General features: G+C 43.7%; 14 protein-coding genes. 11 read left to right on the top strand and 3 right to left on the bottom strand.

Annotated elements, in window-relative coordinates:
* The 8 genes from L6E24_RS14490 (at nucleotide 1) to L6E24_RS14455 (ending at nucleotide 16573) form a co-directional block, all read left to right on the top strand.
* Nucleotides 1–3237 (top strand): PAS domain S-box protein, encoded by a 3237-nt coding sequence (locus L6E24_RS14490; protein ID WP_257742655.1) that lies wholly within the window; start codon nucleotides 1–3, stop codon nucleotides 3235–3237.
* A gap of 14 nt (nucleotides 3238–3251) precedes the next feature.
* A complete protein-coding gene (locus tag L6E24_RS14485; protein WP_257742654.1) occupies nucleotides 3252–6263 on the top strand; it encodes a hybrid sensor histidine kinase/response regulator in 3012 nt (1003 codons plus the stop codon).
* 100 nt (nucleotides 6264–6363) lie between these two features.
* Nucleotides 6364–7836, top strand: coding sequence for an ATP-binding protein (locus L6E24_RS14480; RefSeq protein ID WP_257742653.1), 1473 nt, complete (start codon nucleotides 6364–6366; stop codon nucleotides 7834–7836).
* A gap of 212 nt (nucleotides 7837–8048) precedes the next feature.
* Nucleotides 8049–12374: a PAS domain S-box protein gene (locus tag L6E24_RS14475; protein WP_257742652.1), complete on the top strand. Its 4326-nt coding sequence runs from the start codon at nucleotides 8049–8051 to the stop codon at nucleotides 12372–12374.
* Complete coding sequence (locus L6E24_RS14470) at nucleotides 12371–13015, top strand: response regulator (protein ID WP_257742651.1); 645 nt, start codon at nucleotides 12371–12373, stop codon at nucleotides 13013–13015. The genes L6E24_RS14475 and L6E24_RS14470 overlap by 4 nt, the downstream gene beginning before the upstream one ends.
* 9 nt (nucleotides 13016–13024) lie before the next feature.
* A complete protein-coding gene (locus tag L6E24_RS14465) occupies nucleotides 13025–13768 on the top strand; it encodes a cobalamin B12-binding domain-containing protein (protein WP_257742650.1) in 744 nt (247 codons plus the stop codon).
* Nucleotides 13765–14802 carry a uroporphyrinogen decarboxylase family protein gene (locus L6E24_RS14460; RefSeq protein ID WP_257742649.1) on the top strand — a complete coding sequence of 346 codons (1038 nt, stop codon included), beginning with the start codon at nucleotides 13765–13767 and terminating at the stop codon, nucleotides 14800–14802. Before L6E24_RS14465 ends, L6E24_RS14460 begins: the two co-directional genes overlap by 4 nt.
* Nucleotides 14795–16573 carry a sensor histidine kinase gene (locus L6E24_RS14455; protein WP_257742648.1) on the top strand — a complete coding sequence of 593 codons (1779 nt, stop codon included), beginning with the start codon at nucleotides 14795–14797 and terminating at the stop codon, nucleotides 16571–16573. Before L6E24_RS14460 ends, L6E24_RS14455 begins: the two co-directional genes overlap by 8 nt.
* A 29-nt stretch (nucleotides 16574–16602) precedes the next feature.
* Here the strand turns inward: L6E24_RS14455 and L6E24_RS14450 are convergent, their stop codons facing one another.
* The 3 genes from L6E24_RS14450 to L6E24_RS14440 form a co-directional block, all read right to left on the bottom strand.
* Nucleotides 16603–18165: a transglutaminase domain-containing protein gene (locus L6E24_RS14450; protein WP_257742647.1), complete on the bottom strand. Its 1563-nt coding sequence runs from the start codon at nucleotides 18163–18165 to the stop codon at nucleotides 16603–16605.
* A gap of 121 nt (nucleotides 18166–18286) precedes the next feature.
* Nucleotides 18287–19183 carry a tetratricopeptide repeat protein gene (locus tag L6E24_RS14445; RefSeq protein ID WP_257742646.1) on the bottom strand — a complete coding sequence of 299 codons (897 nt, stop codon included), beginning with the start codon at nucleotides 19181–19183 and terminating at the stop codon, nucleotides 18287–18289.
* A 173-nt stretch (nucleotides 19184–19356) separates the two neighbouring features.
* Nucleotides 19357–20910 (bottom strand): PEGA domain-containing protein, encoded by a 1554-nt coding sequence (locus L6E24_RS14440; protein WP_257742645.1) that lies wholly within the window; start codon nucleotides 20908–20910, stop codon nucleotides 19357–19359.
* A 193-nt stretch (nucleotides 20911–21103) separates the two neighbouring features.
* On the opposite strand from L6E24_RS14440, the gene L6E24_RS14435 reads away from it, so the two are divergent.
* The 3 genes from L6E24_RS14435 (at nucleotide 21104) to L6E24_RS14425 (ending at nucleotide 26015) form a co-directional block, all read left to right on the top strand.
* Nucleotides 21104–21721, top strand: a complete 618-nt coding sequence (locus tag L6E24_RS14435; RefSeq protein WP_257742644.1) for a hypothetical protein — start codon at nucleotides 21104–21106, stop codon at nucleotides 21719–21721.
* A 440-nt stretch (nucleotides 21722–22161) separates the two neighbouring features.
* Nucleotides 22162–23901: a PAS domain S-box protein gene (locus L6E24_RS14430; protein ID WP_257742643.1), complete on the top strand. Its 1740-nt coding sequence runs from the start codon at nucleotides 22162–22164 to the stop codon at nucleotides 23899–23901.
* A gap of 413 nt (nucleotides 23902–24314) precedes the next feature.
* On the top strand, nucleotides 24315–26015 hold the full coding sequence (locus tag L6E24_RS14425; RefSeq protein ID WP_257742642.1) for an IS1634 family transposase: 1701 nt from the start codon (nucleotides 24315–24317) through the stop codon (nucleotides 26013–26015).
* Nucleotides 26016–26072 lie beyond the last annotated feature (57 nt).

Raw genomic sequence — 26072 nt, 5'->3', positions numbered from 1 at the left:
ATGAACGGTTCGGAGTCCTCAAAACAGACGTTGTCAATATTATATGTGGATGACGAACCAGTCCTTCTTGAAGCCGGAAAGTTATATCTTGAGCATATAGGGGATTTTAATGTTACAACCTGCGAGAGTGCATCTGATGCCTTAGAACTTTTATCCGCCAGTAGATATGATGCCATAATCTCAGACTATCAGATGCCGGAATGTGACGGAATCTCATTTTTAAACTCTCTTCGCGGACGTGGAGACAATACGCCGTTTATCATCTTCACAGGAAAGGGCCGCGAGGAGGTTGTAATTGAAGCCCTCAACAGTGGAGCCGATTTTTATATCCAGAAGGGAGGGGAGCCAAAATCACAGTTTGCCGAACTCACCAATAAGATAAGATATGCTGTTGCACAAAGAAAGGGTGAAGAAGCACTTCATAAGAGCGAGGAGCGTTACAGGCAGCTTTTTGAGAATATGACGCAGGGATTCGCCCTGCATGAGATAATCACAGACGAGAACAAAAAACCGGTTGACTACCGTTTTCTTGCAGTCAATCCTGCTTTTGAGAAACTTACCGGACTTAAGGCTGAGGAGATTATTGGCAGGAGGGTTCTTGAGGTTCTCCCGGAAACTGAGGACTACTGGATAGAGACGTACGGAGATGTCGCCCTTACCAAAAAGACGGCAGAGTTTGAAAATTACAGCCGGGAACTTGACCAGTGGTATGATGTCTTTGCATATTCTCCAAAAACCGGACAGTTTGCAGTCACATTTACCGATATAACCGCCCGTAAAGAGGCCGAAGTGATCCTGAAAAGAAGTGAGAAGCGTTACAAAGGGATTTTTGAAAATGCAAATGATATGATAATTATCAATGAGATCACCCCTGATAACAGACCGGGCCGGATAATTGATGCCAACCAGGCCGCTGAAGAGATACTTGGCTACTCACGGGATGAATTAAAAACATTAAATATAAGGGATATTACATGCCCTGAGAGTTCCGGAAAGAGTGTAAGAATAGGTAATGATTTAATAAACAGCGGCAGGTCTCTCTTTGAAGGTCAGATGATCCATAAAGACGGACGGCTTATACCTGTTGAGGTCAGCACAAATCTATCCGGAGAGGCAGGGCAGCGAATAAGCACCACAATCATACGCAATATCAGTGAAAGAACAGATCTCCTCGATCGCCTTTCAATAACAATTGAAGGTGGGGAACTTGGAACATGGGACTGGCATGTCCGGACCGGAAAGGTGATCTTCAACCGGAGATGGGCAGAAATGATGGGCTATTCTCCGGAGGAGATTCCCGGAGATGTAAGTTCATGGGAGAGGCTGATTCATCCGGAGGACCATGACTCTGTAATGGCAGTGCTCAAAGGCCATTTAGAGGGGAAAAATCCGTCATATGAGTGTGAATACAGGCTTATCGGCAGAGACGGACGGGTCATCTGGATTCTGGACAAGGGACGTGTGGCCGAGAGGGACATTAATAATGCACCTCTGCGGATGGCAGGCACCCACCTTGATATAACAGAGAAAAAAAGGGCTGAAGAAGAGCTTAAAAGAAAAAATGAAGAGCTTGCAGCCGCAGAGGAGGAACTGAGACAGCAGCTTGATGAGATTGTGCAGGCTCAGGAAAAGCTGGAAGAGAATGAAGATATATTAAAGGAAAAAAACAGTCTGCTTTCACAGAATGCAAAGAAGCTCTCAATCCTCAATAAGATTATAACAATCGCAAATCAGGCAGATGATCTCCGGTCACTCCTTAACAATACCTTAAATGCGACACTCTCACTCCTTGAATATGATGCAGGAGCCATATATATTGTTAATACTGAGACAGAAACTGCATCCATTGTCTGTTCTGAAAATCTGCCCGGATACATTCTTAAAAAATCAGGCACAGTCCCAATCAGAAAAGCACCTTATGACACTTTGTTTATGAAGGGAAATCCGATAATTACCTGCCATTACAATACCTTATCTCCGGAAATTGCAGATGAAACCGGGTTTATAACAATAGCAAGTATTCCACTACTCTCAAAGGGCCGGATAATTGGTGCGCTGAATATAGCAGGCAGGAAGATGCATGATATTAAAGACGATGAGAGAGAGATACTCATTTCAGCCGGAAAGGAACTTGGCAGCACAGTTGAAAGGTTTGCAGCTGAAGATGAGTCTAAAAAATTAGCTGCAAATCTTGAACTTCTCTTTAATTCAGTCGGTGAGATGATCGTCATCCTCGATATGAACGGCAGGGTAGTGAGGGTAAATAATACAATCCTGAGCAGGCTTGGCTATCTGGAGAGTGAACTTATTGGCAGAGATGCCACAATACTTCGTCCGGCAAACAGGATGGAGGAGGTAATTTCAAATATCCAGGCCATGATTGCCGGAGAGATCGATTCCTGCATGATACCGGTCCTTACAAAGGAAGGAAAACTTATCGAGGCCGAGACAACAGTTACCCGCGGACTGTGGGATAATAATCAGGTACTTATAGCGGTTGTAAGGGACATATCCAGCCGGAAACGGGCTGAAGAGGCGTTTAAGATTGCAAACAAAAAACTCCAGCTGCTTTCCGGGATAACCCGCCATGATATTCTCAACCAGATAATGGTGATTGAAGGTTATCTCGATATTGCCGACAGTATTGAAAAGGATCCTGAACTTGAAAGATATCTAAATAATGTAAACCAGGCAACTTATTCAATACAGAGGCAGATTGAATTCACACGTGAGTATAACGAACTTGGATCAGAAGATCCTTTCTGGTTTAATCTGCCACCCCTTATGGAGAAGACCGGAAGAGGCAATATCACTCTCATATGCGACTGCAAAGGACTCTTTATTTTTGCAGATCCGATGATTGAGAGAGTACTTTCAAATCTTTATGACAACACACTACGACATGGCAAAGGTGCAACCGGGATAAGGGTATCATGCAGGCCGGAAGAACAGCCTGAAGAAGAGCCAGATGGCGGTCATGAAAAGGAGAAGAAGACTCATGGATATATTATCATCTGGGAGGATGACGGATGCGGTGTGCCGGACGATATGAAAGAGAAGATCTTTGAGCGTGGAGTTGGTGCAAATACGGGCCTTGGCCTCTTCCTGATCCGTGAAATCCTTGCCATCACCGGAATTACTATCCGGGAGAACGGGGTGCACGGAAAAGGTGCACGTTTTGAGATGACTGTTCCGGACGGTGCGTGGAGAATTGAGAAAGATATTAATACAATCTAACCGGAAAAGTAATTATGAACGGTTCGGAGTCCTCAAAACAGACGTTGTCAATATTATATGTGGATGACGAACCAGTCCTTCTTGAAGCCGGAAAGTTATATCTTGAGCATATAGGGGATTTTAATGTTACAACCTGCGAGAGTGCATCTGATGCCTTAGAACTTTTATCCGCCAGCAGATATGACACCATAATCTCAGACTATCAGATGCCGGAATGCGACGGAATCTTATTTTTAAACTCTCTTCGCGGACGTGGAGATAATACGCCGTTTATAATCTTCACAGGAAAGGGCCGTGAGGAAGTTGTAATTGAAGCCCTAAACAGTGGAGCTGATTTTTATATCCAGAAGGGAGGGGAGCCAAAATCACAGTTTGCCGAACTCACCAATAAGATAAGATATGCTGTTGCACAAAGAAAGGGTGAAGAAGCACTTCATAAGAGCGAGGAGCGTTACAGGCAGCTTTTTGAGAATATGACGAAGGGATTCGCCCTGCATGAGATAATCACGAACGGGAATAAAGAGCCTGCTGATTACCGTTTCCTTGCAGTCAATCCTGCTTTTGAGAAACTTACCGGACTTAAGGCTGAGGAGATTATTGGCAGGAGGGTTCTGGAGGTTCTCCCCGGAACTGAGGACTACTGGATAGAGACGTACGGAGATGTCGCCCTTACCGGAAAGACGGCAGAGTTTGAAAATTACAGCCGGGAACTTGACCAGTGGTATGATGTCTTTGCATATTCTCCAAAAACCGGACAGTTTGCAGTGACATTTACAGACAGAACTGCCCGTAAAGAGGCAGAGGAAGAGATTAAAAGAAAGAATAAAGAACTTGCAGACGCTGAAGAGGAACTCCACCAGCAGCTTGACGAACTTGTCAGGACAGGCGATAAACTTAACGAAGTGAATGAGCACTTAAACAGACTGATCACTTACGCAAACGGCCCTATAATCGTCTGGAATCCTGAACTTACAATCACCCGCTTTAACCATGCCTTTGAGGATCTGACCGGAATTCCGGCCGTTGAAGCTGTCGGGAAAAACCTCCGGATACTTTTCCCGGAAGAGAAAAGAGAGACGGCCATTGAGAATATCCGGGCGGCAATGGCAGGCAGCCGGATGAAGACGATGGAAATGCCTCTCCTTCACCGATCAGGAGATATGAGAACTGTCATCTGGAATCTGGCAAATATTATGAGCCATGACGGTTCCAAACTGGTTTCAGTGATCGCACAGGGTCAGGACATCACCGAACAGATTAAGGCCGAAAAAGTGATTCCTGAGAGTGAAGAGCGGTTTCGGGGACTATTTGATACTATCACAAGCGGGGTTGCCATATATCAGGTTCAGGGGGACGGAAAATCCGGAAAAGATTACATCATCAGGGATTTCAACCGGATGGCACTTGAAATAGAGGGCAGAACAAAATCAGAAGTGGTGGGAAAGAGCCTCTTTGACCTTCGCCCGAATATTGATGAATACGGGCTGATTCCAATCTTTCAGAGGGTATGGGAGACAGGTATCCCTGAATATTACCCGCAGAAGATCTATACTGATGAGAAGTATGCCAACTGGTATGACAACCGTGTCTTCCGTCTCCGGAGCGGGGAGATCGTTTCAGTTTATAATGATATAACTGAACAGAAAAGGGCAGAGACTGCACTTAAAGAGAACGAAGAGTATCTTAATACAGTTCTGCATACAGCAAGGGATGGCTTTGTGGTAATTGACAGCGGGGGCAGAATTAAGGATGCCAACGAAGCCTACTCTCTAATGTCAGGATATTTAAGAGAAGAACTGGTGGGAATGAAGATCAGTGATCTTGATGCGACTGAACTTCCGGAACAGACCCTGAAAAAGATTGACCAGATAAGGAATAGTTCAGAACTGTTTGAAGTTACAAACAGGAAGAAGGACGGCAGCCTATTTGAGATTGAAGTTTCGGCGATCTGGCTGGATATGCATGGCGGGGAGATAATCTGCTTCTGCCGCGACATCACAAAACGCAGGCGGGCAGAAAGGGCACTTTCAGAGAGCGAGGCTCATTTCAGGGACCTCTTCAGAAATCACGCCGCAGTCAAGTTTATTATCGATCCGGAGAATGGCAGGATCATTGATGCCAATCCCGCAGCAGCAAAATTCTACGGGTGGAGTGAGGAAGAACTCAGGCAAATGAAAATATATGAGATCAATACCCTCTCACCTGAGGAGATAAACAAAGAGCTGAAGAGAGCAACAGAAGAGGGACGTGTACATTTTGAATTCCGCCACAGGCGTGCTGACGGGTCCATCCGTGATGTAGATGTGTACAGCAGCAAAATCAAAATAAACGATAAATACCTCCTGTACTCCATCGTACATGACATTTCCGAACGTAAACAGGCGGAATATGCCCTCATAAAGACAAACCGCCAGTTAAATCTCCTCTCAGGCATAACCCGCCACGACATCCTCAACAAGATCATGGTACTTCAGGGATTCCTTGAATTTGCTGAGGAAGACTGTACCGATCAGGTTCAGTCAGGGTATCTTAAGAAGGTCCATGATGCAGCTTCTGCAATTCAGCGCCAGATTGAATTCACACGCGAATACGAACAGCTCGGCGTTCATGAACCGGTATGGCTTTCCATAACCGCCCTTACAGAGAAAAGGTATGATAATAAGTACCCCATAATCTGCAACTGTTCCGGTCTCTTTATCTATGCAGACCCGATGACAGAGAAGGTTTTTTCAAATCTCTATGACAATACCATCCGGCATGCAAAAGGAGCAACCGGGATTTCTATCTCATGCAGTCCGGAAGATTCCGGGTATATCATCATCTGGGAGGACGACGGATGCGGGGTTCCCGATGATATGAAAAAGAAGATCTTTAACCGTGGCGTTGGTGCAAATACGGGCCTTGGACTATTTCTGATTAGAGAGATTCTTGCCATTACCGGAATTACAATCAGAGAAACAGGCGTGTATGGCAAAGGTGCACGTTTTGAGATGACAATTCCCGCCGGGGCATGGAAAACGGATTGATTTTTTTAGAAGAATTATATCCGCAATACATATAAATATATAAATTCCAGTCTATCCGGGATTTTGTACATTAAAAACAGCTATTTAATAGGGAAATAATATGAAAAATGCTGATCTCGACATTCTTCTCCAGGAAGGCGAAGGTTCTATGCTCGAATATAAGGAGAATTTAAACAGCTCTCTGGCACGGGAACTCGTTGCCTTCGCCAATACAGCCGGTGGCAAAATACTGCTCGGAGTAAGGGATGACAGTACGGTTAAAGGAATTCCCGATACAAATGAATTACGTGCAAGGATACAGGATATTGCCTTAAAATGTGATCCTTCTGTCAAAATCCTGATTGAAAGGGTAGGTGAGGTTACAGCAATTATAGTAAAGGAGAGCAATGCAAAACCGGTTCAATGCAGTGACGGTTTCTTCTGGCGTCAGGGTTCTGTATCACAGAAACTTTCACGTGAAGAGATCCGATCATTCTTCCAGCAGAATGAAGCAATACGTTTTGATCTCTCAGTTACACCCCGTTTCAGTTACCCTGAGGACTTTGATCCTGACAAATTTCATGACTGGCTTTCAAAGAGTTCCATTACAAAAAGTGGCGCTGTTGAGGACATACTGGTCAATATTGAAGCTGCGGAAAGATCGGGCGGCAGAATGCTCTTCAGAAATGCCGGGGTTCTGTTCTTTGCAAAGAAACCAAGGCATTTTTTCAACCAGGCATACATAACCTGTATTCTTTTTAAAGGAACAAGCAAAGTTCACATACTTGACAGGAAGGACTTTGATGGCGGTATTGTTGCTGATATTGAAGACAGTCTTCATTTCATCGAAAGGAACACAAGAGTAGAATATATAATTGAAAAACTCCGGCGTGAAGAGATACCACAATATCCAATGGCAGCTATCCGTGAAGCAATCACAAATGCTGTCATGCACCGTGACTGGTTTATTGAAGGTGCAAATGTATTTGTGGAAATATTTTCTGACCGGATAGAAGTGTCAAGTCCCGGTGACCTGCCAAGAGGTATGCATCCGGAAGATCTTGGCCATAAAAGTGTCAGAAGAAATCCACTAATAGCTGATATTCTCCACAGAATATTTTATATTGAAAAAGCAGGGACTGGAATCCGCCGGATGAGAGAGGGAGCAGTATCACTTGGCTATCCAGAACCTGACTTCAAAAACGGGAATTTTTTCACTGCAACATTTTACCCGGTGAAAGAGAAAACCAGTCAGAAAGGATTTCCTTCTGATATAGCCGGATTAAGTCAGCAAGTACCCGGCAAGTACCCAGCAAGTACCCCGCAAGCACCCCACAAGCACCCGGCAAGTACCCGGCAGGCAGTTCAAATCCTTAATAAAGCACTTTATGAACCCAAATCACGTGGTGAACTGCAGGAAACCTTAGGACTTAAAGACAGAGAACATTTCCGGAAAACATATCTTGAACCTCTTATAGCAGAGGGATTACTGGAGCTTACAATCCCCGATAAGCCAAGAAGCCCAAAGCAGAAATACCGCACAACCACCAAAGGAAGGGCTTTTACAGAAATTACCTCCAGATATGGACAATGAGTACATAGTCATGCCCGGATTTTCCGGAGATAACTATCCCCATGTCATCCCAATGTCATCCTGAAACTACTTTTTTTAAAAGAATACAGACCACCTGCCCTTTTTTGCCTGCCACATTCCACTCCGGGCAGTCTGCCATGCCGAGGATATATAATATATGCAGACAATATCACTAATCGGGAGGGAATCCGGGTTACAGAATACGGGACAATATGAATATGGAAGATATATCCGGGGAAAAAGAATTAATCTCCGTTCTTTACGTGGATGATGAGCCGATACTGCTAAAAGGCGGAAAAATATTCCTTGAAAAGAATGGGGAGCTTGCCGTTACAACCTGCGACAATGCAGACGATGCCATAAAACTGATATCAGAAAAACCATTTGACGCAATAATATCCGACATTCAGATGCCCGGACTGGACGGGATATCCTTCCTACGTCATATCCGAAAACGTGGAGACAATACGCCGTTTATCATCTTCACCGGAAAAGGGCATGAGGAACTTGTCATAGATGCACTCAACGGTGGGGCTGACTATTACCTTGAGAAAGGAAAAAATCCCGGAGTTCAGTTCATAAAAATATCAGAAGAGGTTATACATCTCGTTGACAGAAAGAGAAGCGAGGCGCTGGCTAAGTCCTTCTTTTATACACATACAGATCTGATGTTTGTCAAAGATGAAAATTTCAGATATATTACTGCAAATGATGCCAACCTGAAATTTTTTGGGATTAGTCACGAAAAACTTCTCCATAAGACTGATTCTGACCTAATGGAGCCGGATGCTGCTGCTTACTGCCTTGAGTCGGATAAAAAAGCTATTTTAACCGGCAAAAAGGTAGTCTCAGAGGAGACCGCCGGCGGACGGGTTTATGAGACCACAAAATTTCCCATTAAAATTGCCCATAACAGAAGAGGAGTCGCAGGAATAGTCCGGGATATTACTGACAGAAAAGAGGCATCTGAGAGGATCAGCGATATTGAGTATTTAAACCGGCATATCATAGAAGCAATCCCGGATATACTCATACGGTGCAAAGGAGACGGAACTCTGGCTGACATACGGACTCCTGATGAGGGCCGCCTTATTGCAAGAAGAGAAGAGAGCCTTGGAAAGAGAATAACCGAAGTAATTCCCGGCGAACTTGGCACCATGCTGATGGAGAAGATCAGATCGGCGCTGGAGAATAAAAGGATTGAAAAGGCTGAATATCCGGTTGACACACCCGACGGACTCTCATATTATGAGGCCAGAATAATCCCGTATCTGGAAGATGAGATCATCGCAATTATCCGTGATATAACTGACAGAAGAGAGGCCGAAGAAGAGCTTAAAAGAAAGAACGAAGAGCTTTCGGCCGCCGAAGAGGAACTGAGACAGCAGGTTGACGAGATTATCAATGCCCGCAGTGAACTCTCTGAAACAAATGAATATCTAAACAGCCTCATAAATTATGCCAGCAGCCCGATAATAGTCTGGAACCCTGAATTTAAGATCACACGATTCAATAAGGCCGCTGAGGAGCTTACCGGAATTTTAGCAGGTGAGGCTGTCGGCAGAAACCTTCAGATACTCTTCCCAAAAGAGGAGAGGGAGTCATACATGGAGATTGTCCGGCAGGCTATGGACGGAGAAAGGCTGAAGGCAAAGGAAATCTCTGTCCTGCACCGTTCAGGAGATGTCAAAAACGTCATCTGGAATTCTGCAAATATTCTGAACCGGGACGGCTCAAAACTGATTTCAGTCATCGCACAGGGGCAGGACATCACAAAACGCAAACTTGGTGAGATGGCGCTGAAAGAGAGTGAAGAGAAATTTAAGCAGCTCTTTGAGAATATGAGCAGCGGGGTGGCAGTTTTACGTCCGGATGACAACGGTGAGGATTTCGTCTTTGTCGATATAAATAAAGCTGCTGAGGAGATAGACAGAATTAAAAGAGAGGATGTAATCGGAAAGAAAGTAACAGAAATTTTTCCGGGAGTAAAGGACCTGGGACTGTTTGATATATTTAAAGAAGTTGCAAAGACAGGCAGACCGGCATTTCACCCGACAGGAGAGTACAGGGACGACAGGATCTACGGCTGGCGGGAGAACAGAGTGTACAGGCTGCCGTCCGGCCTTATAGTCGCAGTATATAACGACATCACTCCTTTGAAACAGGCAGAAGAGGAACTTAAGGGAAGCGAAGAGAAGTTCAGGAGCTATATCGAAAATGCTCCGGTAGGGGTTTTCATTACAGATAAAGAGGGACGCTACATTGACGTCAATCCCGCTGCGGCTGAGATGACCGGCTACTCCATGGAAGAGATGCTGAATATGACAGTCCGGGATCTTGCCTCACCCAATGCCCCGCCAAAGACTGTTTTGTCCTTTATAAAATTGAGAGATGAAGGCTCAGTAGAGAGCGAATTACTACTCAGAAGAAAGGACGGGACTGATTTTTATTCAATGCTAAAGGCAGTTGCGCTGGACAAAGACCGCCTGATGGGGTTCTGTTCAGATATTACAGAACTTAAAGAGACCGAAGACGAACTTAAAAGAAAGAACGAAGACCTTTTTGCCGCCGAGGAGGAACTAAGGCAGCAGCTTGACGAACTTGTGCAGGCACAGGAGAGGCTTGAAGAGAGGGAGGCATACATAAGAGCAGTAGTTGACAATATCCCGGTCGGGATAGCTGTAAATTCAGTGACCCCTGAGGTTAAGTTTGAATACCACAATGAAAACTTCCTGAAATATTACAGGATTACTGCAAAGGACCTTGATGAACCGGACAGATTCTGGGAAAATGTATATAAAGATCCGGACTTCAGAGAGGAGATAAAAAACAGAGTCCTGACAGATATAAAAAGCGGTGACCAGAACCGGATGCACTGGGAAGAGATACCCATAACACGTCCCGGAGAGGAGACCACCTACATTAACGCAAGAGACATTCCGCTTGAGAAAGGCGGTTCTGTCATCTCAATGGTCATGGACGTAACGGAAGAGAAGAAGTCAAAGGACCAGATCAACCTGCACCTCTTACGGGTAAAGTCTCTCCTGGGCCTTCACAGAATTGCCAACCGGACGGATGATGAAATACTGAACTATGCCCTTGAAAACAGCCTTTCCATGACAAACAGCCGTTACGCATTTATTGGCATTATGTCCCCGGACGAATCCGGGATGACAATTCAGAAATGGTCTGAAGATGTGATAAAGGAATACCCCGTCCATGAAAAAACTGTGCATCTGGAAGTCGGAGAGGGAGGGGCCCTGACAGAATGTATCCGGAAACGTGCACCCGTTATATTCAATGACTATTCAGCCCCCCACCCTGAAAAACACGGCTGCCCCAAAGGGCATGTTGAGATCATCCGTTTCCTCGCCGTTCCGATATTTGACGGGGACAGGATTACGGCTGTAATATCGGTTGCGAACAAAGAGACTGATTACCGGGATGACGACACCAATGCCATAATCAGCCTTGGCAATATGATGTGGGAGATATTCCGGAATAAAAGATCACAGGAGAAGATCGAAGAGAGTGAGAGCCGCCTGCGTGCCATCGTTGACAATCTGCCCCGCGGTGCCATCCACATTATGGACAGGGATCTCTGCTATGTATTCAGTGCCGGGCCTGAACTTGAAAATACCGGGCTTAACAGTGATTACTTAACCGGAAAGTCAGTATATGACGTTCTCGACCCTGAGAATGCCGAAAATATAAGCTCTGCCCTGAAATCTGTCTTTGACAGTGGTGAAAATATCACAACCGAAGCGAAATTTTCCGGACAGGACTTCCTTGTGCAGATGGCACCACTGAGAGATCCGGACGGGAGAATAACCCACGTAATAGAGCTGTCTGTCAATATAACCACGGAAAAAGAGGCTGAAGAGAGACTCCAGGAGCAAAAAGAGCTTTTCAAACGGACTTTTGAGTCACTCCAGGATGCAGGCCTTGTCCTGGGTACAGACTCCGCCGGCATTATTGCGGTGAATAGTGCTGCCATATCACTCTTCGGCTACAGCCGGAGGGAGATTATCGGGCAGACGGCAGATTTCCTGCATGAGGATAAGGCATCAAGAGAATTATTTTACGGGCACATTCATCCATATTTTAAGGAGCACAGGAATATACCCCGGTTTGAGTTCCGGATGAAGAGAAAGGACGGTTCCGTCTTCCCTGCCGAACATTCAATAACCCCTCTCTACGATTCCGGCGGGGAAATTTCAGGATGGGTATTCATTATCCGGGATATTACAGAAATAAAGGAGATGGAGAGCCGTGAAAAGAAAGCCATAGAGCAGATTGAGGAGAATATGGAGCAGCTTGCAACCTTAAATGACCAGATCAGAAACCCGCTTGCCGTTATATCCGGGTATGTGGAGATTAAATGTCCGGACATCTCTAAAGAGATAGATGAGCAGATTGATATGATTGACAGGATTGTTGCCAGGCTTGATGCCGGATGGATACGTTCAGAGAAGATCTGGGAGTATTTAAAAACGCATTACGGAGTCGGGGATGAATATGTGGAGGAGATGAGATGAAAAAAATTGTTATGTGCGATGATGACCCGGCAATCCGTAACCTTTTCCGGAAGATACTGGAGGAGATGGGATATTCTGTGAGAGTTGCCGGAAGCGGCAGTGAAACATTAGAGGCTCTTGCAGAAGAAAAGCCTGATCTTGTACTGCTGGATATTATGATGGAGCCTATGGACGGGTGGGAGGTGCTTAGCCATATTCGGGAGAATAAACTTACAAGGGATGTTCCTGTGATAGTCTTCACCGGAAAGATGCCTCTTCCGGATGAGATTATCAGCTATGAAAGAATGCTGAACGGATTTTCAATGAAGCCTCTTCGCAGGAAAATGTTTGAGGATATTGTAAACGCATTCTTTGCAGAAGAAGCAGAAATTAGAGGATTCTGTGAGAGGGCACTTGATTCCGGGGCAGATGCAGAGGCCGTGGATGAATATGCAGCCCTCCGGAATAATGTCCGGGTACTTCGTGATATGTTTGCCTGCCTTGAAAAAATTATGACAGCAAACACAAAGCCGTATGATGAAAAGGATAATGACGAGTTTTTAAAGGTACATGAACTTCTTGATATGAGGGAAGAGCGCCTATTAAAGCTTGAGAAGATTCTGAATGACAACTCTCCCACATCTCCGGGAAATAACCTCTGAACCGGAGATTTGGGTAAAATATCTGTGCTAATATTTAACTACTATAAAATAAACCTTTTATCTATGAGAGATTTCAGTGCCCATGGGGAAGGGGCTGATGACAATAAAAGGCTCATATCTCCTGATCTGGACAGTATGGTTGATGCCCTCAGATCTGTTGACAGGGTACATGCAGACAGGATTGTCAAGGAGTCATGCAATTCAGACTCTCCTGTTCTCTGCCTTGAAAAACTTATAGTGCCGGCACTTGAAGAGATTGGAAGGCTCTGGGAGTCGGGTGAACTGGCCCTGTCACAGGTATATATGAGCGGGCGTATATGTGAGGAGATTGTAGATACAATGCTCCCGCCAAAAGATCCGCAGAGGACTTCTCATCCAAAGATTGGCATAGCGGTTATTGAGGATCACCATACACTTGGCAAACGGATTGTTGCCTCAGTGCTCCGGGCAGGCGGGTACGAGATTACAGATTACGGCCATGGGATTTCCGCTGCTGATCTTGCTGAGACTGTTATCCGGGATAAGGTGAAAATCATGCTTATCTCTGCCCTTATGCTCCCGGCTGCCCTCAGTATAAAGGAAGCGGCTGCAATGATAAAAGAACAGCAGCCTGATACCGTCATTATTGTTGGGGGGGCACCATTCAGTTTCGATTCAATGCTCTGGAAGGATGTCGGAGCCGATGCGATGGGGCTTTCTGCCATTGAGTCTCTTGAGCTTGTCAGGAGATATACAGGAGAGGTTAAAGAATGAGCGAATATATGACCCCGATGCAGAGGACACTTAAAACGATGGAGTTTTGTGAGCCTGACCGTGTACCACTCTTTCTTCTGTTAACGATGCATGGTGCAAAGGAACTTGGACTTTCGATAAAGAATTATTTTTCAGAACCGGAATATGTGGCAGAAGGGCAGGTGAGGCTGCAGAAGAAGTTTGGGAGTGACTGTTATTTTGGATTTACCTATGCAGCTTTAGAGGCTGAGGCATGGGGCAGTGATGTCATCTTTATTGATAACGGCCCTCCGAATGCCGGAAGGCCGGTCATCCGTGAACCTGAGGATATAGAGAAGATACAAGTCCCTGAGATATCAGAATGCCCATGCCTCCAAAACACCCTCAGTATAGTTGAACGGCTGAACAAAGCAGCAGATGGCAATATTCCTGTGATATCTGCTGCTGTCTCGCCGTTTTCCCTGCCGGTTATGCAGATGGGCTTTGAAGGCTATCTTGATCTCATCTATTCGGGCAGTCCTCTCTTTGATAAGCTTATGAAGAAGAACGAGCAGTTCTGCATCTCATGGGCCAATGCACTCTTTGATGCAGGGGCAACGGCGGTTGCATACTTTGACCCGCTTGCATCCCCTGATATTATTGACTCTGAACTGTTCCGGAGGACAGGGCTTTTAACCGCAAAAAGGGTTATTTCAAAGGTAAAAGGCCCTATGGCAATGCACCTTGCGTCCGGAAGGGCACTTCCGGCTATCGGTGACATATCTGAAACAGGCTGTACGGGTGTCGCTGTGAGCGCCTTTGACGATCTGGCTGCCGTTAAGGAGGCATGCTATGGCAAAATAACGGTTATGGGAAATCTAAACGGCGTTGAGATGAGAAGGTGGACTGACGATGTTGCCGAGGCGAAGGTTAAGGAGGCGATATCAGCAGCAGGGCATGGCGGAGGTTTTATTCTGACCGACAATCATGGTGAGATTCCATATCAGGTTCCGGACTCTGTTCTTTATGCTATTGGTAAAGCAGTCCGGAAGTGGGGGCAGTATCCGCTTGACTGATAAGAGGTTTGTCATTCTCTGCTGTAAAAATTTAATTGCAGAAGTGGATGCAGCTGTCGCGGGTATGCCCGGGGCATCTGTCATCTCATATCCTCCACATTGCGGCCATGTCAGGTCAGTATGGGATACTGTAAGCAGCTATTATGAAGAGGCGGCTTTGGGTGGAAGTACTGTATTTTTCTGCGGCTGTGGGTGCCAGAATACTTTTGACATCCCTGCTGGTGTGATGGAGAGTCCGGATTTCATATTCGGCGGGAGCGGTGCATCGCTTTTCCTCCCGGAATTTCTTGTAAGGAGTTATGAGAAGGAAGGATGTATGCTCATTCTGCCCGGATTTCTGCTCAAGTGGCGGGAGAATGCTGCCTGTAATGGTCTTGATGAAGCGACTGCCGGAGAGATTTACGGGGAGGCTTTGTCTGAGGTTCTGCTCATTGACACCGCAGTTCGTCCGGGAATTTCAGATGAGCTTGCGGAGTTTTCAAAGTTTACCGGGCTTTCATCACGGATTATTCCGGCGGGAACTGAGAATCTCCGGCTTAAGCTTGAGTCGGCATATCTGAAGTGGAGTTTTGAGGCTGAGAAGGCCGGATTTAAGCAGAGAGTTTTGGAGTGTGAGAAGAAGGCTGCCGATTATTCTATGATTGCTGAGCTTACAGACCGTATAATTGGCATCTATGATGAGGAGACGATTATTCATGAGGTTTTAGATCTCTTTGTCCTGCTCTTTTCGCCAAAGAAGATCAGTTATATCAAATCTGCGGACGGTAAGCCCGGTAAAGCCATAAGCGTCACTACCGGAGAGGTTTTTCCGGATGAATCCGGGAGGGAGTTTTTCAGTTCGGGGGATGAGACGGGGGTCAGTTCTTCCGGTGACGGTTTCTTTGTCAGGGTCACTTATGGCGGTGTTTTAAAGGGTATTATCTCTGTAAAAAACGTTTTATTTCCTGAACATCTGGATAAATATCTTAATCCTGCACAATTTATATGCAGGATTGCCGGGCTTTCGATTGCGATTGCTGAAACTTACCGGGAACTTGTGCAGACTGTATCAGACAGAAATTATGAGATTACTGAGAGGAGAAAGGCGGAGAGGGCACTTAAGCAGGCTAATAAGAAGTTAAGTATTCTGTCGGGGATAACAAGGCATGACATCCTGAATAATCTGATGGTGATTCAGGGCTATCTGGACCTTACTGATTCCCTAAAAAAGGATTCAGTGCTTGACGGGTATTTATTAAATATCAGTTCTGCTGCTTCCGGAATTCAGCGCCAGATTGAGTTTACCCGCGAGTATGAAGAACTTGGAGCTGAAGATCCGGTCTGGATTGATCCTGGAACTGTTATCAGAAAGGTCGGGCAGGCCCGGATTCCTGTTATCAGTGACTGCAAAGGGTTTGAGATCTTTGCAGATCCGATGATTGAGAAGGTATTTTACAATCTCTATGACAATACACTCCGGCACGGTGAAGGTGCGACTGAGGTGCGGGTTTCCTGCGGCCCGGAGAAACGTACAGGGGACGATATGCCTGCTGAGGGTAAAGAATCTTTAGGATATGTGATAGTTTTTGAGGATGACGGATGCGGTGTGCCGGACTGTATGAAGAAGAGTATCTTTGATAGGGGTGTTGGCTCGAATACGGGCCTTGGGCTCTATTTAATCCGTGAGATTCTTGCCATTACCGGAATTACTATTGCTGAAACCGGGGTTTATGGTGAGGGCGTCAGGTTTGAGATGACGGTTCCGGAAGGCGGATGGCGGATTGTGGCATAGATGCCAAAAAAACCCACCGGAAATTTACTTTAGACTTCCTTTAATTCAATACTGAAATATCCCCTTGCAAAGAGATCAATATCAGTCTCAGATTCATCATGAACAAACGCCGGACTCTGAAGAACCGGCCTGAATACAGGAAGGTTATCAGGAGATACTGTCTTCTCCTCAAATAACGGAATCATCACTGCATCAGTCTCTTTTTGTATGACAAACCTTCTGGCATCGAGGCTGTCTGAGTAAAACTCCTTAAATTTCTCTCTCTTTTCATCCGGAATTTCAACCCAGTCGGCTGTCTCTGCAACGGTTGGATCACACGGCACCCAGCCGTAACCTTCGATATAATATTCCGCCCAGAAATGTTCACCCGGTGAATCTGACATAACCATCTGATAACCACCTAAGGCCCGTGCCGGAATACCGAGTGCACGGCAGAGTGCTGAGAAGTACATGCTCTGTGTGCCACAGTCCCCGTTTCCGGTTTCATACATATATGCAGTTTCAGCGATTTTCGGCTCAACTGTATCGAGGGATAAATGAGGCACCTGGCTGTACGGATAAGTTGTGATAATATAATTATAGATCAGTTTTGCCTGAAGGTATGGATTCTTCTCACCCCCTGCAATCTCCTCTGCCTTATTTTTAATATCCTCAGAAATTTCAGTATTTCCCACAGAGGCCGTATAGTGTAGATATTCAGGACTGCTTCTGTTATATTCCATAACAGGTGAGGGGTCAGTATCAGAGATATGTTCGTAATATGTAAAACCAATATCAGCCGAAATTATGAGGTCGCCTGCAATTTTTCCGCCCGGAATTTCATAGTACACATACCCGATACTGCCGTCTGTGACCGGGCCTTTAACGATATACTCTTCGTATGAGAGATTGTTCACAGTAACATTACTCTGTGCTTCGGTATTTAACGGGAGTGGAAACCAGATTTTAATTATTCCATCAGCTGTAAATTTATCCTTTGGAATGTTTAAGCTTTCAATCCCCTTATAATGCCTGGGGTTTGTGTAAAAAGGGCCTGACAGTTCTTTACTGCGTGAGAGGGCTTCTTCTGATACATAACCAAAATTAAGATAGTTAAAATTCTGCAAAACTTCAGAATTGGCGTATAAATAATTAATTACAGTATTTTCATAATAGAGTGTTTCATTATCAGTTGTTATCTTCTGTGCATCTCCGCTGAGCCAGAGATTCATCTCTTCCTCTGTTATGCCCGGAATTTTAGCGGCCATCTCCTCTTTTGCCACTGTCTGGTTGTATGGATATTCAATATATGCCCTGAGAGATTTATACTTCATATACCGGGCATTAAGGGTTTTATCTTTATTATTTAAATTCTGGTAAAAATTCTCTGCATCCGCAAAATATCCTTCAGCAGTCCTGTAATTTCCGGATTTAAACTCAGAGAGACCTTTGGAATACAGGTTATCGGCTGCCGGTGATTTGTCTATAATCTGCCGGTCATCTCCGGTTTCAGAGGCTATATCAGTATCTTCTCCGGAAGTTCCTGTGCATCCCGCAGAGAGTATAAAAATGATAATCATTGCAGCCAGAACTTTTGCACCTGCAACCTTCATGAACTACTATTGATCTGTCAATAAAATATTATTTCCGGATTTTTAGTATTCCGGGGTTTTTTTGTGATGCAGATATCGGGGGTTTTTGGCTGCTGTCAGAAAAATGAGAAGATCATGTCTGTCACTTCTTCTTTGCTGTTATCCTGTCGATCTCTGATTTTATATCTGCCACTGACTGCCAGGATGCTATATCCGGCTCCATTTCAAGGGCGTGGCTTTTGGCATCTTCAGCTTCTGCTTCGTTTTTGAATGCTGCCTGTATCAGGTATATTGTGTAATAGTCTTCCGGGCCGGGATCTTTTTTTAATAGTCTTTTTATCAGTTTTTCGGCTTCATCTTTTAAATTCAGCCCCAGGTATGCGAGAAGCATATAGTAATAGGAGCACTGCTTTGAGGTATCTGCCAGGACTGCCTCTTCAAATGATTCGAGTGCTCTTTCATATCTTTTGGACCTAAGATATGCTATGCCTTTACAGAACCACCCTCTCTGTGAGTCTTCTTCAGCAGCTATGCCTTTCTCAATTGATCTTATTGCCTCTTTGTACTTTTCAAGTTCGTTGAGGCACATGCCCCTGGCAATCCATACTGTTGCTGAATGTTTGTTCTTTTTTATTGAGGCATCATAGATCTTCATTGCTGAGAGGAAATCTTTCTCTGCAATGCAGCAGGATGCCCGGATTGCCGCAATTTCTGATTCTATTGCTTTTACTGCACCGAGCATATTAAATCCGAGAGCTCTGCCAATCTTATTAATTCTCTGTAAATTTCCGGTGAATTCATCGCAGAGTGCTGTTACTTCTCCGTACACTTTCAGCTGTATCAGATCAGTGTAGAGATCCTGAAATGAGATGAAGGCTTCATTGAAACAGTCAGAACCCTGGCTGAAGGTGTACTGAGCTTTATCTGTATCTCTCCCCGATATGCAGCCTTCGGTTGTATTCAGATATTCTGCACATTTAGTAAGGGCATCCCTTACCTCTTCTGCCGGTGAGTCATCTTTTATTATGTTTGATTCCATTGAATTTTCCCAGATAATATTGTAGTTTATATGCCGGGAAATGATAAAATCATTGTGAGAGTGAGGGATTTTTCCGGATAAAATATCAGTCACGGCATAACGAAGAACATTTCATTTCAGAGAGTAGCTCTGCTACGATAATTTAATCTCAAAATTCTGAGATTTACTCTTAATTACACCAGATCATTTATATCAAAGTTTATGCTTTTTTCAATAGTTTTTGTTCCATATCTCCACTTGTCGATGACAAATTTAATTTTCAGTTCGTGAGAGCCTGAGGGGATTTTTTCAATGCTGACTTCTGTCATTCCAAGATCGGTGATTATCTCTGTTAATTTTTCATCAAGATACACGGAGCATACAAATCCTCTGTAATAATTATCAGAGGTGAGGTTTACAACCGCAATTATGCCTTCTTCATTCAGAGATTTTATCTCTGAAATCTCAGCGTCAGCATTTAAGCTGCATCTTCTGTAATCTATGTAAATTATCAGGATGATTATCAGGAATAGTATAAGCGGAATTAAGTATATGTACGGGTTCCGGATTTTTGGCTGGATGTCAATTGTATTGGGCAGGCCGTCTCCGTCAACGTCTTTTGCATAACTTATTGCTGTTTTTGCTGACTTTTCTGAGGAGATGTAATCTTTACCTTCAAGTTCCTTTCTGCTCTGATTCAGGTAATTTATGGCTGTATCCGGCTCATACTTCAGATTTTTTTCAATCTCTTCTTCAGCAGAGATTATCAGTTTTTCTGCTGAGGGGGTAAGAACGGCAAGGAGGGATTCACCGTCATTTCCAAGTTCAATCTCTTCGGAATAGTCCTCAAATGCTTCGGATTTTATGATGATTTCATAACTGCCCTGTTCAAAGTAGTCTGAAAACGGGGTTTTCCCAAGATATTTCTCATTTATGTAAACCTGACCTTTGGCAGGGACTGAATCCACGCTTATTATGCCGGCCTGTGGGTGCATAATGAACTCAGCAATGTTATCCTCATATTCTGATATGACAACTGTCTCTTCCAGACTGTCAAATCCGGATTTTTCAAGCCGGATTGTATGTTCCCCTGGTTCAATTTCGTTCAGTCTGAAGCTGGTTGTGCCGGCACGTTTTCCGTCCAGATATATCAGGGCATTGTCAGGGATGGATGTTACAATAAGGCTGCCTTTATCCGGGACCGGTTCAAGTTCAAAGTAGGTGTCGCCGGATATGGAGTATGGATCGGCATTGTATTCTGATTCAGAGGTTAAGTAGCCGTCAAGTTCTATTCTGAAATTATATGTGCCGGGGTCAAGGGAAACTCCGGCGGGTGTTATGCCATAATAGATGCTGTCAATATATACTTCTGCACCTTTTGGACTGGATGAGATAATTATGTTATCCTGTGGTTTTTCAAATGTGTGCTTTACATAGGTTTTGGTGTTGGTCAGCACTTCAAGGTTACTGATATAATACGGATCATAGCCTGTGAGTTCCAGTCCCAGGGAGTGAAGGCCCACATCAACGCCGTTTATCAGAATATCAGTTTTGTAATCCAGTTTTATCTGGTCTAAATAGATGTCAGCTCCGGGAGGATCGGTGGTTATATCAACAGATCCAACAGGGTTTGCTGCTGCGGCCTGTATGCTGATGATGGCCATTATAAAGATGATCAGAAGAATATTTTTCTGATTTTTTATTGCCGGAATCTGCTTCAGGTTTATTACTGAGAGTATGCTGTTCATTGCCGGGAGAATGCGGATTAGTGAATGAATAATGTTTTGTACAGATTGTGCAGATGATCACCGGATGTGTCAATGACAAAATTATAGTGAAGTTCTGTTTTCAGATTATGGATATGATGCAGCCGGCATTGGCAAGGGCAGCATTACATGGCAAATCATAAAAACATTTATAATTTTAAAACCATTAAAAACTATGATGGGTGGATTGAAAACATTTGCGGTAGTTATAACTCTGCTTTTTATTTCGTTTACATTGGGTTGTGTATCAGGTATCTCTGAAAAATTAATTACAGATTCTGATCAGGTTACAGGTTCAGATTATCAGGTTTCTGATTCTGTCAAAAAAAACACTGACGGGATACAGAAAAGTTCAGCTGGTTCAGTTCCGGAAGCAACATCGGCAGCCGGGGATGAATCTGTATCTGCCGGATCTTCTGAGAAGACGGTGGTTGATCTAAGGACTGCTTCATCATCGTCATCAGCTTCGTCATCGAAAGAGCCGAAGTTCACTGCCGGAACAATAATCTCAAATGATGATGGTGATAAACTGCTTATCACTGTGTATAAAGAGATATCAAATAAATACTGCACAAGAGCCATTCACTACTCCGGCTCTCATTACTATTTATATAAAGACGGGAGTTTTAAGGAGCTTGGCTCAAACTATGACTATGTGCAGAACATTGAAAAGATGTACCCGAATGAAGTGAGTAAAAATCAGTATGTAGATATCTACGTTAAAGATACTGATAAAAAAATAGGCTGTTTATTTCCGGGCAATGATGAAACAATGAATTTCAATGGTTACTGAATAAATAAGGCATTTCAGAGAATATTAAGAGACAACTGATCTTTACAGGCATTGAACAAATAATGTTTTGGCCGGATTGCGCAGATAAATTCCGGGTCCTGTTGGTTATTCTGCCTGACAGATGCCTCTTACTTCGGACAGTGAGTCTCCCAAAATACCCGGAGGTAACAGGGCGATGATTGCCTTTTCAGGATGATAACATCTCTTTTTATTATTTCAGCCGCTGCCAGAACGGGTTTTTTAGGAGTTGTTCCGGGCATAGATGAGCACAGAGAGATGGGCAACTTTTCTGTCCGGATAGTTTTCATGCAATTCCTTTTTAACTTATGATGATATATTGTTATATCTGAGATAATAACCAGAGGCAGTGTCTGGTTTTCTGATTAAAAGGTTATTTCCGGCATGCTAAGACAGTAAAAAATATTCAGTAGTGAACCAGAATGGATATTGATCTTCGTACTCTCTCTTTAGTGGTTGTGGTTGCATATATTTTTGAGGCATTTGCAATCGCTTATCTCTACAGGAGCAATAAAAATTATCCGGGCGTTGGATGGTGGGTACTTGGGACCACGCTGTCGGCAGCGGGAATCGCCTTTCTGCTCCTGCGGGATATTATCCCGTTTATATTTATTACAGTAATCCTTTCAAATGCCTTTATTATACTTGGTTCTGTCTTTTTCTACACCGGGTTCATGCGTTTTCTCGGAAAGAGAGAGGACCTCAGGCTTGTTATTCCGCCGTATCTGATATTTACTGCACTGTACTGTTATTTCACCTGTATCAGTGATGACATTACTGTACGGACGGCAGTTATGTCTGTATTTCTGGCATATTTCCTCTTTTTAGAGGCTTTTGCGCTGCTTGGGACAAAGCCGCGGGGCATAGCCGGTTCGGCCCGTTTTATCGTTGCGGCAGAGTCTTTTATCGCATTTTTCCTCCTTTTCCGTGCTGGATATGTCCTTACAGCAATGTCTGTTGAGAGTCTCTTCACCTCAACAGCAGTCCAGAATGTAACATTTATGCTCTTCTTTGTAAAGGGCTTTCTTCTGACTTTAGGTCTGATAATTATGGTAAACCAGCGGCTGAATGCGGATGTTACTGAAGCAAAGGAGCACTTTGAACTCTTCTTTAATACAAGTCCGGACGGGGTTATGATCTCGCAGATGGACAATGGGGTTATTATTGATGCCAATGAAGGGTTTTTGCACCTTACCGGATTTTTACGTGAGGAGGCAGTCGGGCATTCCTCCCCGGATTTAAATTTCTGGAAAAATCCGGACGACCGGAAGGCGGTCTTTGATGAAATTAATAAGGGCGGAATTTGTGAGAATTTTGAGACTTTATTCCGGAGAAAGGACGGCAGTGAGATAACTGTAATTATCTCTGCAAGGATCATCAGTGTTCAGGACATTCCCTGTATTATCAGTGTGACAAGGAATATAAGTGAGAGAAAGCTGGTGGAGGATGCACTTAAGCAGGCGAACCGGAAATTAAATCTGCTCTCAGGCATCACCCGCCATGACATCCTGAATGCAACTATGGTCCTTGGCGGATATATTGAACTTGCCCTTGATGAACCGGCGGGACCGAAGATTAAGGGTTATCTTCAGCATATGGACGTGAGTGCAAAAAATATAGAGCACCAGATCGAATTTACCAGGGAATACCAGGAGATTGGTGTGAATGCAGCAACCTGGCAGAATGTCGGTGATATTGTTAAAATGACCGGGCCGGCGTTCAGGACGGAGGGGGTTACTGTGAATGTTGAATGCCGGAATGTTGAGATTTTTGCAGACCCGCTCCTCCGGAAGGTATTTTATAATCTCTTTGACAACGCTTTCCGGTATGCTCCGCCTTTTAAGACAATTTCCGTATCCTGCACGGAGATTAAAGAGGGGGAGGACGGAGAGGATGCACAGGTTCCATCGGGCGGAAAGGCCGGACAGGCAGGGCTTTCTGTTGTATTTGCTGACGATGGTGCCGGGATTGCGGAGGAGGACAAAAAGCTTCTATTTGAACGCGGTTTTGGTAAGCATACGGGCCTTGGGCTGTTTCTTTCACGTGAGATCCTTGCAATTACGGGCATTACCATAACTGAGAACGGTGAAGAGGGAAAGGGTGCCCGCTTTGAGATGACTGTGCCAAAGGGGGCTTACCGGTTTACCGGGGACGGGGAGTGAAGTAAGTGTCACTGCCGTGTTAAAAATGCTCAATGTGTGCCGGTTTTATCTGGTAAAACGCAGGTAACAGGGGTAGTTCATCCATACATTAAGTAATGTGGCTTAAAACTTAAGGTATAGATTAATAAATTTTATCAAAAACTTACACCAGACCATAAATTTATAATATTACCACACAATATTCTAATCATGCAGGAACTCTCAAAGCTGGACATTCCAAAGATCCTGAATCTTGGTAAGCAGAGCCATTACAATCTAATATGATTCAATCCTTAAAAACTCATAGTGCAATAGAAGTTATTTTAGAAATAAATTCTGCCCTTTCGCCCATTTCAAAAGTTAAATAATCAAATTGCAAACAGAAATCGAACATGGAGAGTTATTTTTGCCATTAGAGCAATATATAGTATACAATGGCTAAGTTAGTGACTAATGAGATGGTAGACGACATTCCTATTTTGCTCAACACATTGCAAATTATGAATCTCCCAGCAATCATAAATGAAATTTGTCCAACTCATGGAAACTGGAGCGGGCTTCCAATTGGTGAGATGTGTGCCATTTGGATTACTCATATAATTAGTCAGGCCGATCACAGATTAAGCCATGTTCAAAAGTGGGCACGTTGTCATATCCATACATTAAGTCTATTTCTTGGAATGGAAGTGCGAGAGCTTGATTTTACGGACGATAGATTAGCAATCATACTCGAAAAATTATCCGATGATGAAGTATGGGAACAGATTGAATCACGACTAAATCAGGAAAGTTTGCGTATTTATGACATTGATAACCCTACAGTACGAATTGACTGTACAACTGTCAACTCAAATTGTTTAGTGACGGAGGATGGTCTGGTCCAATTTGGAAGATCAAAAGATAGACAGGATCTGCCTCAGATAAAAATTGCTCTTGCAGCAATTGATCCTATTGGTCTGCCCTTAACCATTTCAACTTTACCTGGGAATCGTGCTGATGATCCCACATATACTCCAATAATTCAAAAAGTTCGTAAATCTCTTAATAAATCCGGACTCCTGTACGTTGGGGATTCTAAAATGAGTGCAATGTCAATACGGACAGAAATTGTCCGGAACGGTGATTTTTATCTCACACCACTCCCTAAAAAAATAATGCCAAATACGCTTCTAATAGAAAAAATAAAGCAGTTTGAAGAATCTGACAATCAACTTATTGAAGTTAGCAGAGAATATTCTGATGGTGAAATACGCCAAATTGCTGAGGGATTTGAAGAATGGACTTCCCAAAGTTCAGTTGAAGATGATGTTGGATTTCAATGGGAGGAGAGAAGAATTTATGCCCGATCTTTTAACTATGCTGAAACTCAAAAAAAGGCACTGGACAAGCGCATTAAAAAAGCAACCGAAGAAACAGAACAAATGAATCTGAGAGGAAGGGGCAGAAAACCACCAAAAACAATAGAAGAAGCCATAGAAAAAGGAAAAAATATTCTTAACAATTATTCCCTTACTGGCATCCTGGAAATTGATTTTAAGGAGAATGAGGAAAGGATTACCAAGAGAAAATACAAAAATAATCCTGAACATGAAATTATAAAAAAAACAATAAACTGCCAGGTAAATCTAAATAAACAGGCATACAATGACGCACGCAAGACTATGGGGTGGCGTGTTTATGCAACAAATAAACCCGATAGCAGTTTTTCTCTTGAAAAAGTGATACTGGCATACAGAAATCAGTATATTATTGAGGATAAATTCCACCGGCTAAAAAATCACCCAACATCATTAGATCCAATGTTTCTAACACGAGATGATCATATTGATGGTCTGATCAAACTTGCGTCACTTGGTTTAAGAGTACTGGTGTCAATTGAGATGAAAGTTCATGAGTCTCTTGATAAAAATGGGGAAAGTCTTGCAGGAGTATATGAATACAATCCCAAGAAAATTACAAAAAAGCCACGTGCTGAAAGGATGTTAAAAATTTTTGAATCTGTAACTTTGACAATAATGAATATAGAGGGAGTAAATATGGTTTTTATGAGTGAATTGACCGATTTGCAAAAGAGAATATTGAGTCTTCTGGGGACGGATGAAAGAATATTCAAGAAAATTTGTGGCAATCTATGATTTGCTATTCAGGATCAGCGAAACGGGAGTAAATTATATTGAAACATAACATTATTG

It is taken from the genome of Methanoplanus endosymbiosus, assembly GCF_024662215.1.
Classification (GTDB): domain Archaea; phylum Halobacteriota; class Methanomicrobia; order Methanomicrobiales; family Methanomicrobiaceae; genus Methanoplanus; species Methanoplanus endosymbiosus.
The sequence above is the reverse complement of the archived record's forward strand: the minus strand, read 5'-3'. Positions and strand labels throughout refer to the sequence as shown.

Bases quoted from the DNA above. Each gene is read 5' to 3' on its own strand.
- L6E24_RS14480 (WP_257742653.1), top strand. From the start codon at position 6,364: ATGAAAAATGCTGATCTCGACATTCTTCTCCAGGAAGGCGAAGGTTCT.
- L6E24_RS14435 (WP_257742644.1), top strand. From the start codon at position 21,104: ATGATGGGTGGATTGAAAACATTTGCGGTAGTTATAACTCTGCTTTTT.
- L6E24_RS14470 (WP_257742651.1), top strand. From the start codon at position 12,371: ATGAAAAAAATTGTTATGTGCGATGATGACCCGGCAATCCGTAACCTT.
- L6E24_RS14485 (WP_257742654.1), top strand. From the start codon at position 3,252: ATGAACGGTTCGGAGTCCTCAAAACAGACGTTGTCAATATTATATGTG.
- L6E24_RS14430 (WP_257742643.1), top strand. From the start codon at position 22,162: ATGGATATTGATCTTCGTACTCTCTCTTTAGTGGTTGTGGTTGCATAT.
- L6E24_RS14425 (WP_257742642.1), top strand. From the start codon at position 24,315: ATGGCTAAGTTAGTGACTAATGAGATGGTAGACGACATTCCTATTTTG.
- L6E24_RS14450 (WP_257742647.1), bottom strand. From the start codon at position 18,165: ATGAAGGTTGCAGGTGCAAAAGTTCTGGCTGCAATGATTATCATTTTT.
- L6E24_RS14490 (WP_257742655.1), top strand. From the start codon at position 1: ATGAACGGTTCGGAGTCCTCAAAACAGACGTTGTCAATATTATATGTG.
- L6E24_RS14460 (WP_257742649.1), top strand. From the start codon at position 13,765: ATGAGCGAATATATGACCCCGATGCAGAGGACACTTAAAACGATGGAG.
- L6E24_RS14475 (WP_257742652.1), top strand. From the start codon at position 8,049: ATGAATATGGAAGATATATCCGGGGAAAAAGAATTAATCTCCGTTCTT.
- L6E24_RS14440 (WP_257742645.1), bottom strand. From the start codon at position 20,910: ATGAACAGCATACTCTCAGTAATAAACCTGAAGCAGATTCCGGCAATA.
- L6E24_RS14445 (WP_257742646.1), bottom strand. From the start codon at position 19,183: ATGGAATCAAACATAATAAAAGATGACTCACCGGCAGAAGAGGTAAGG.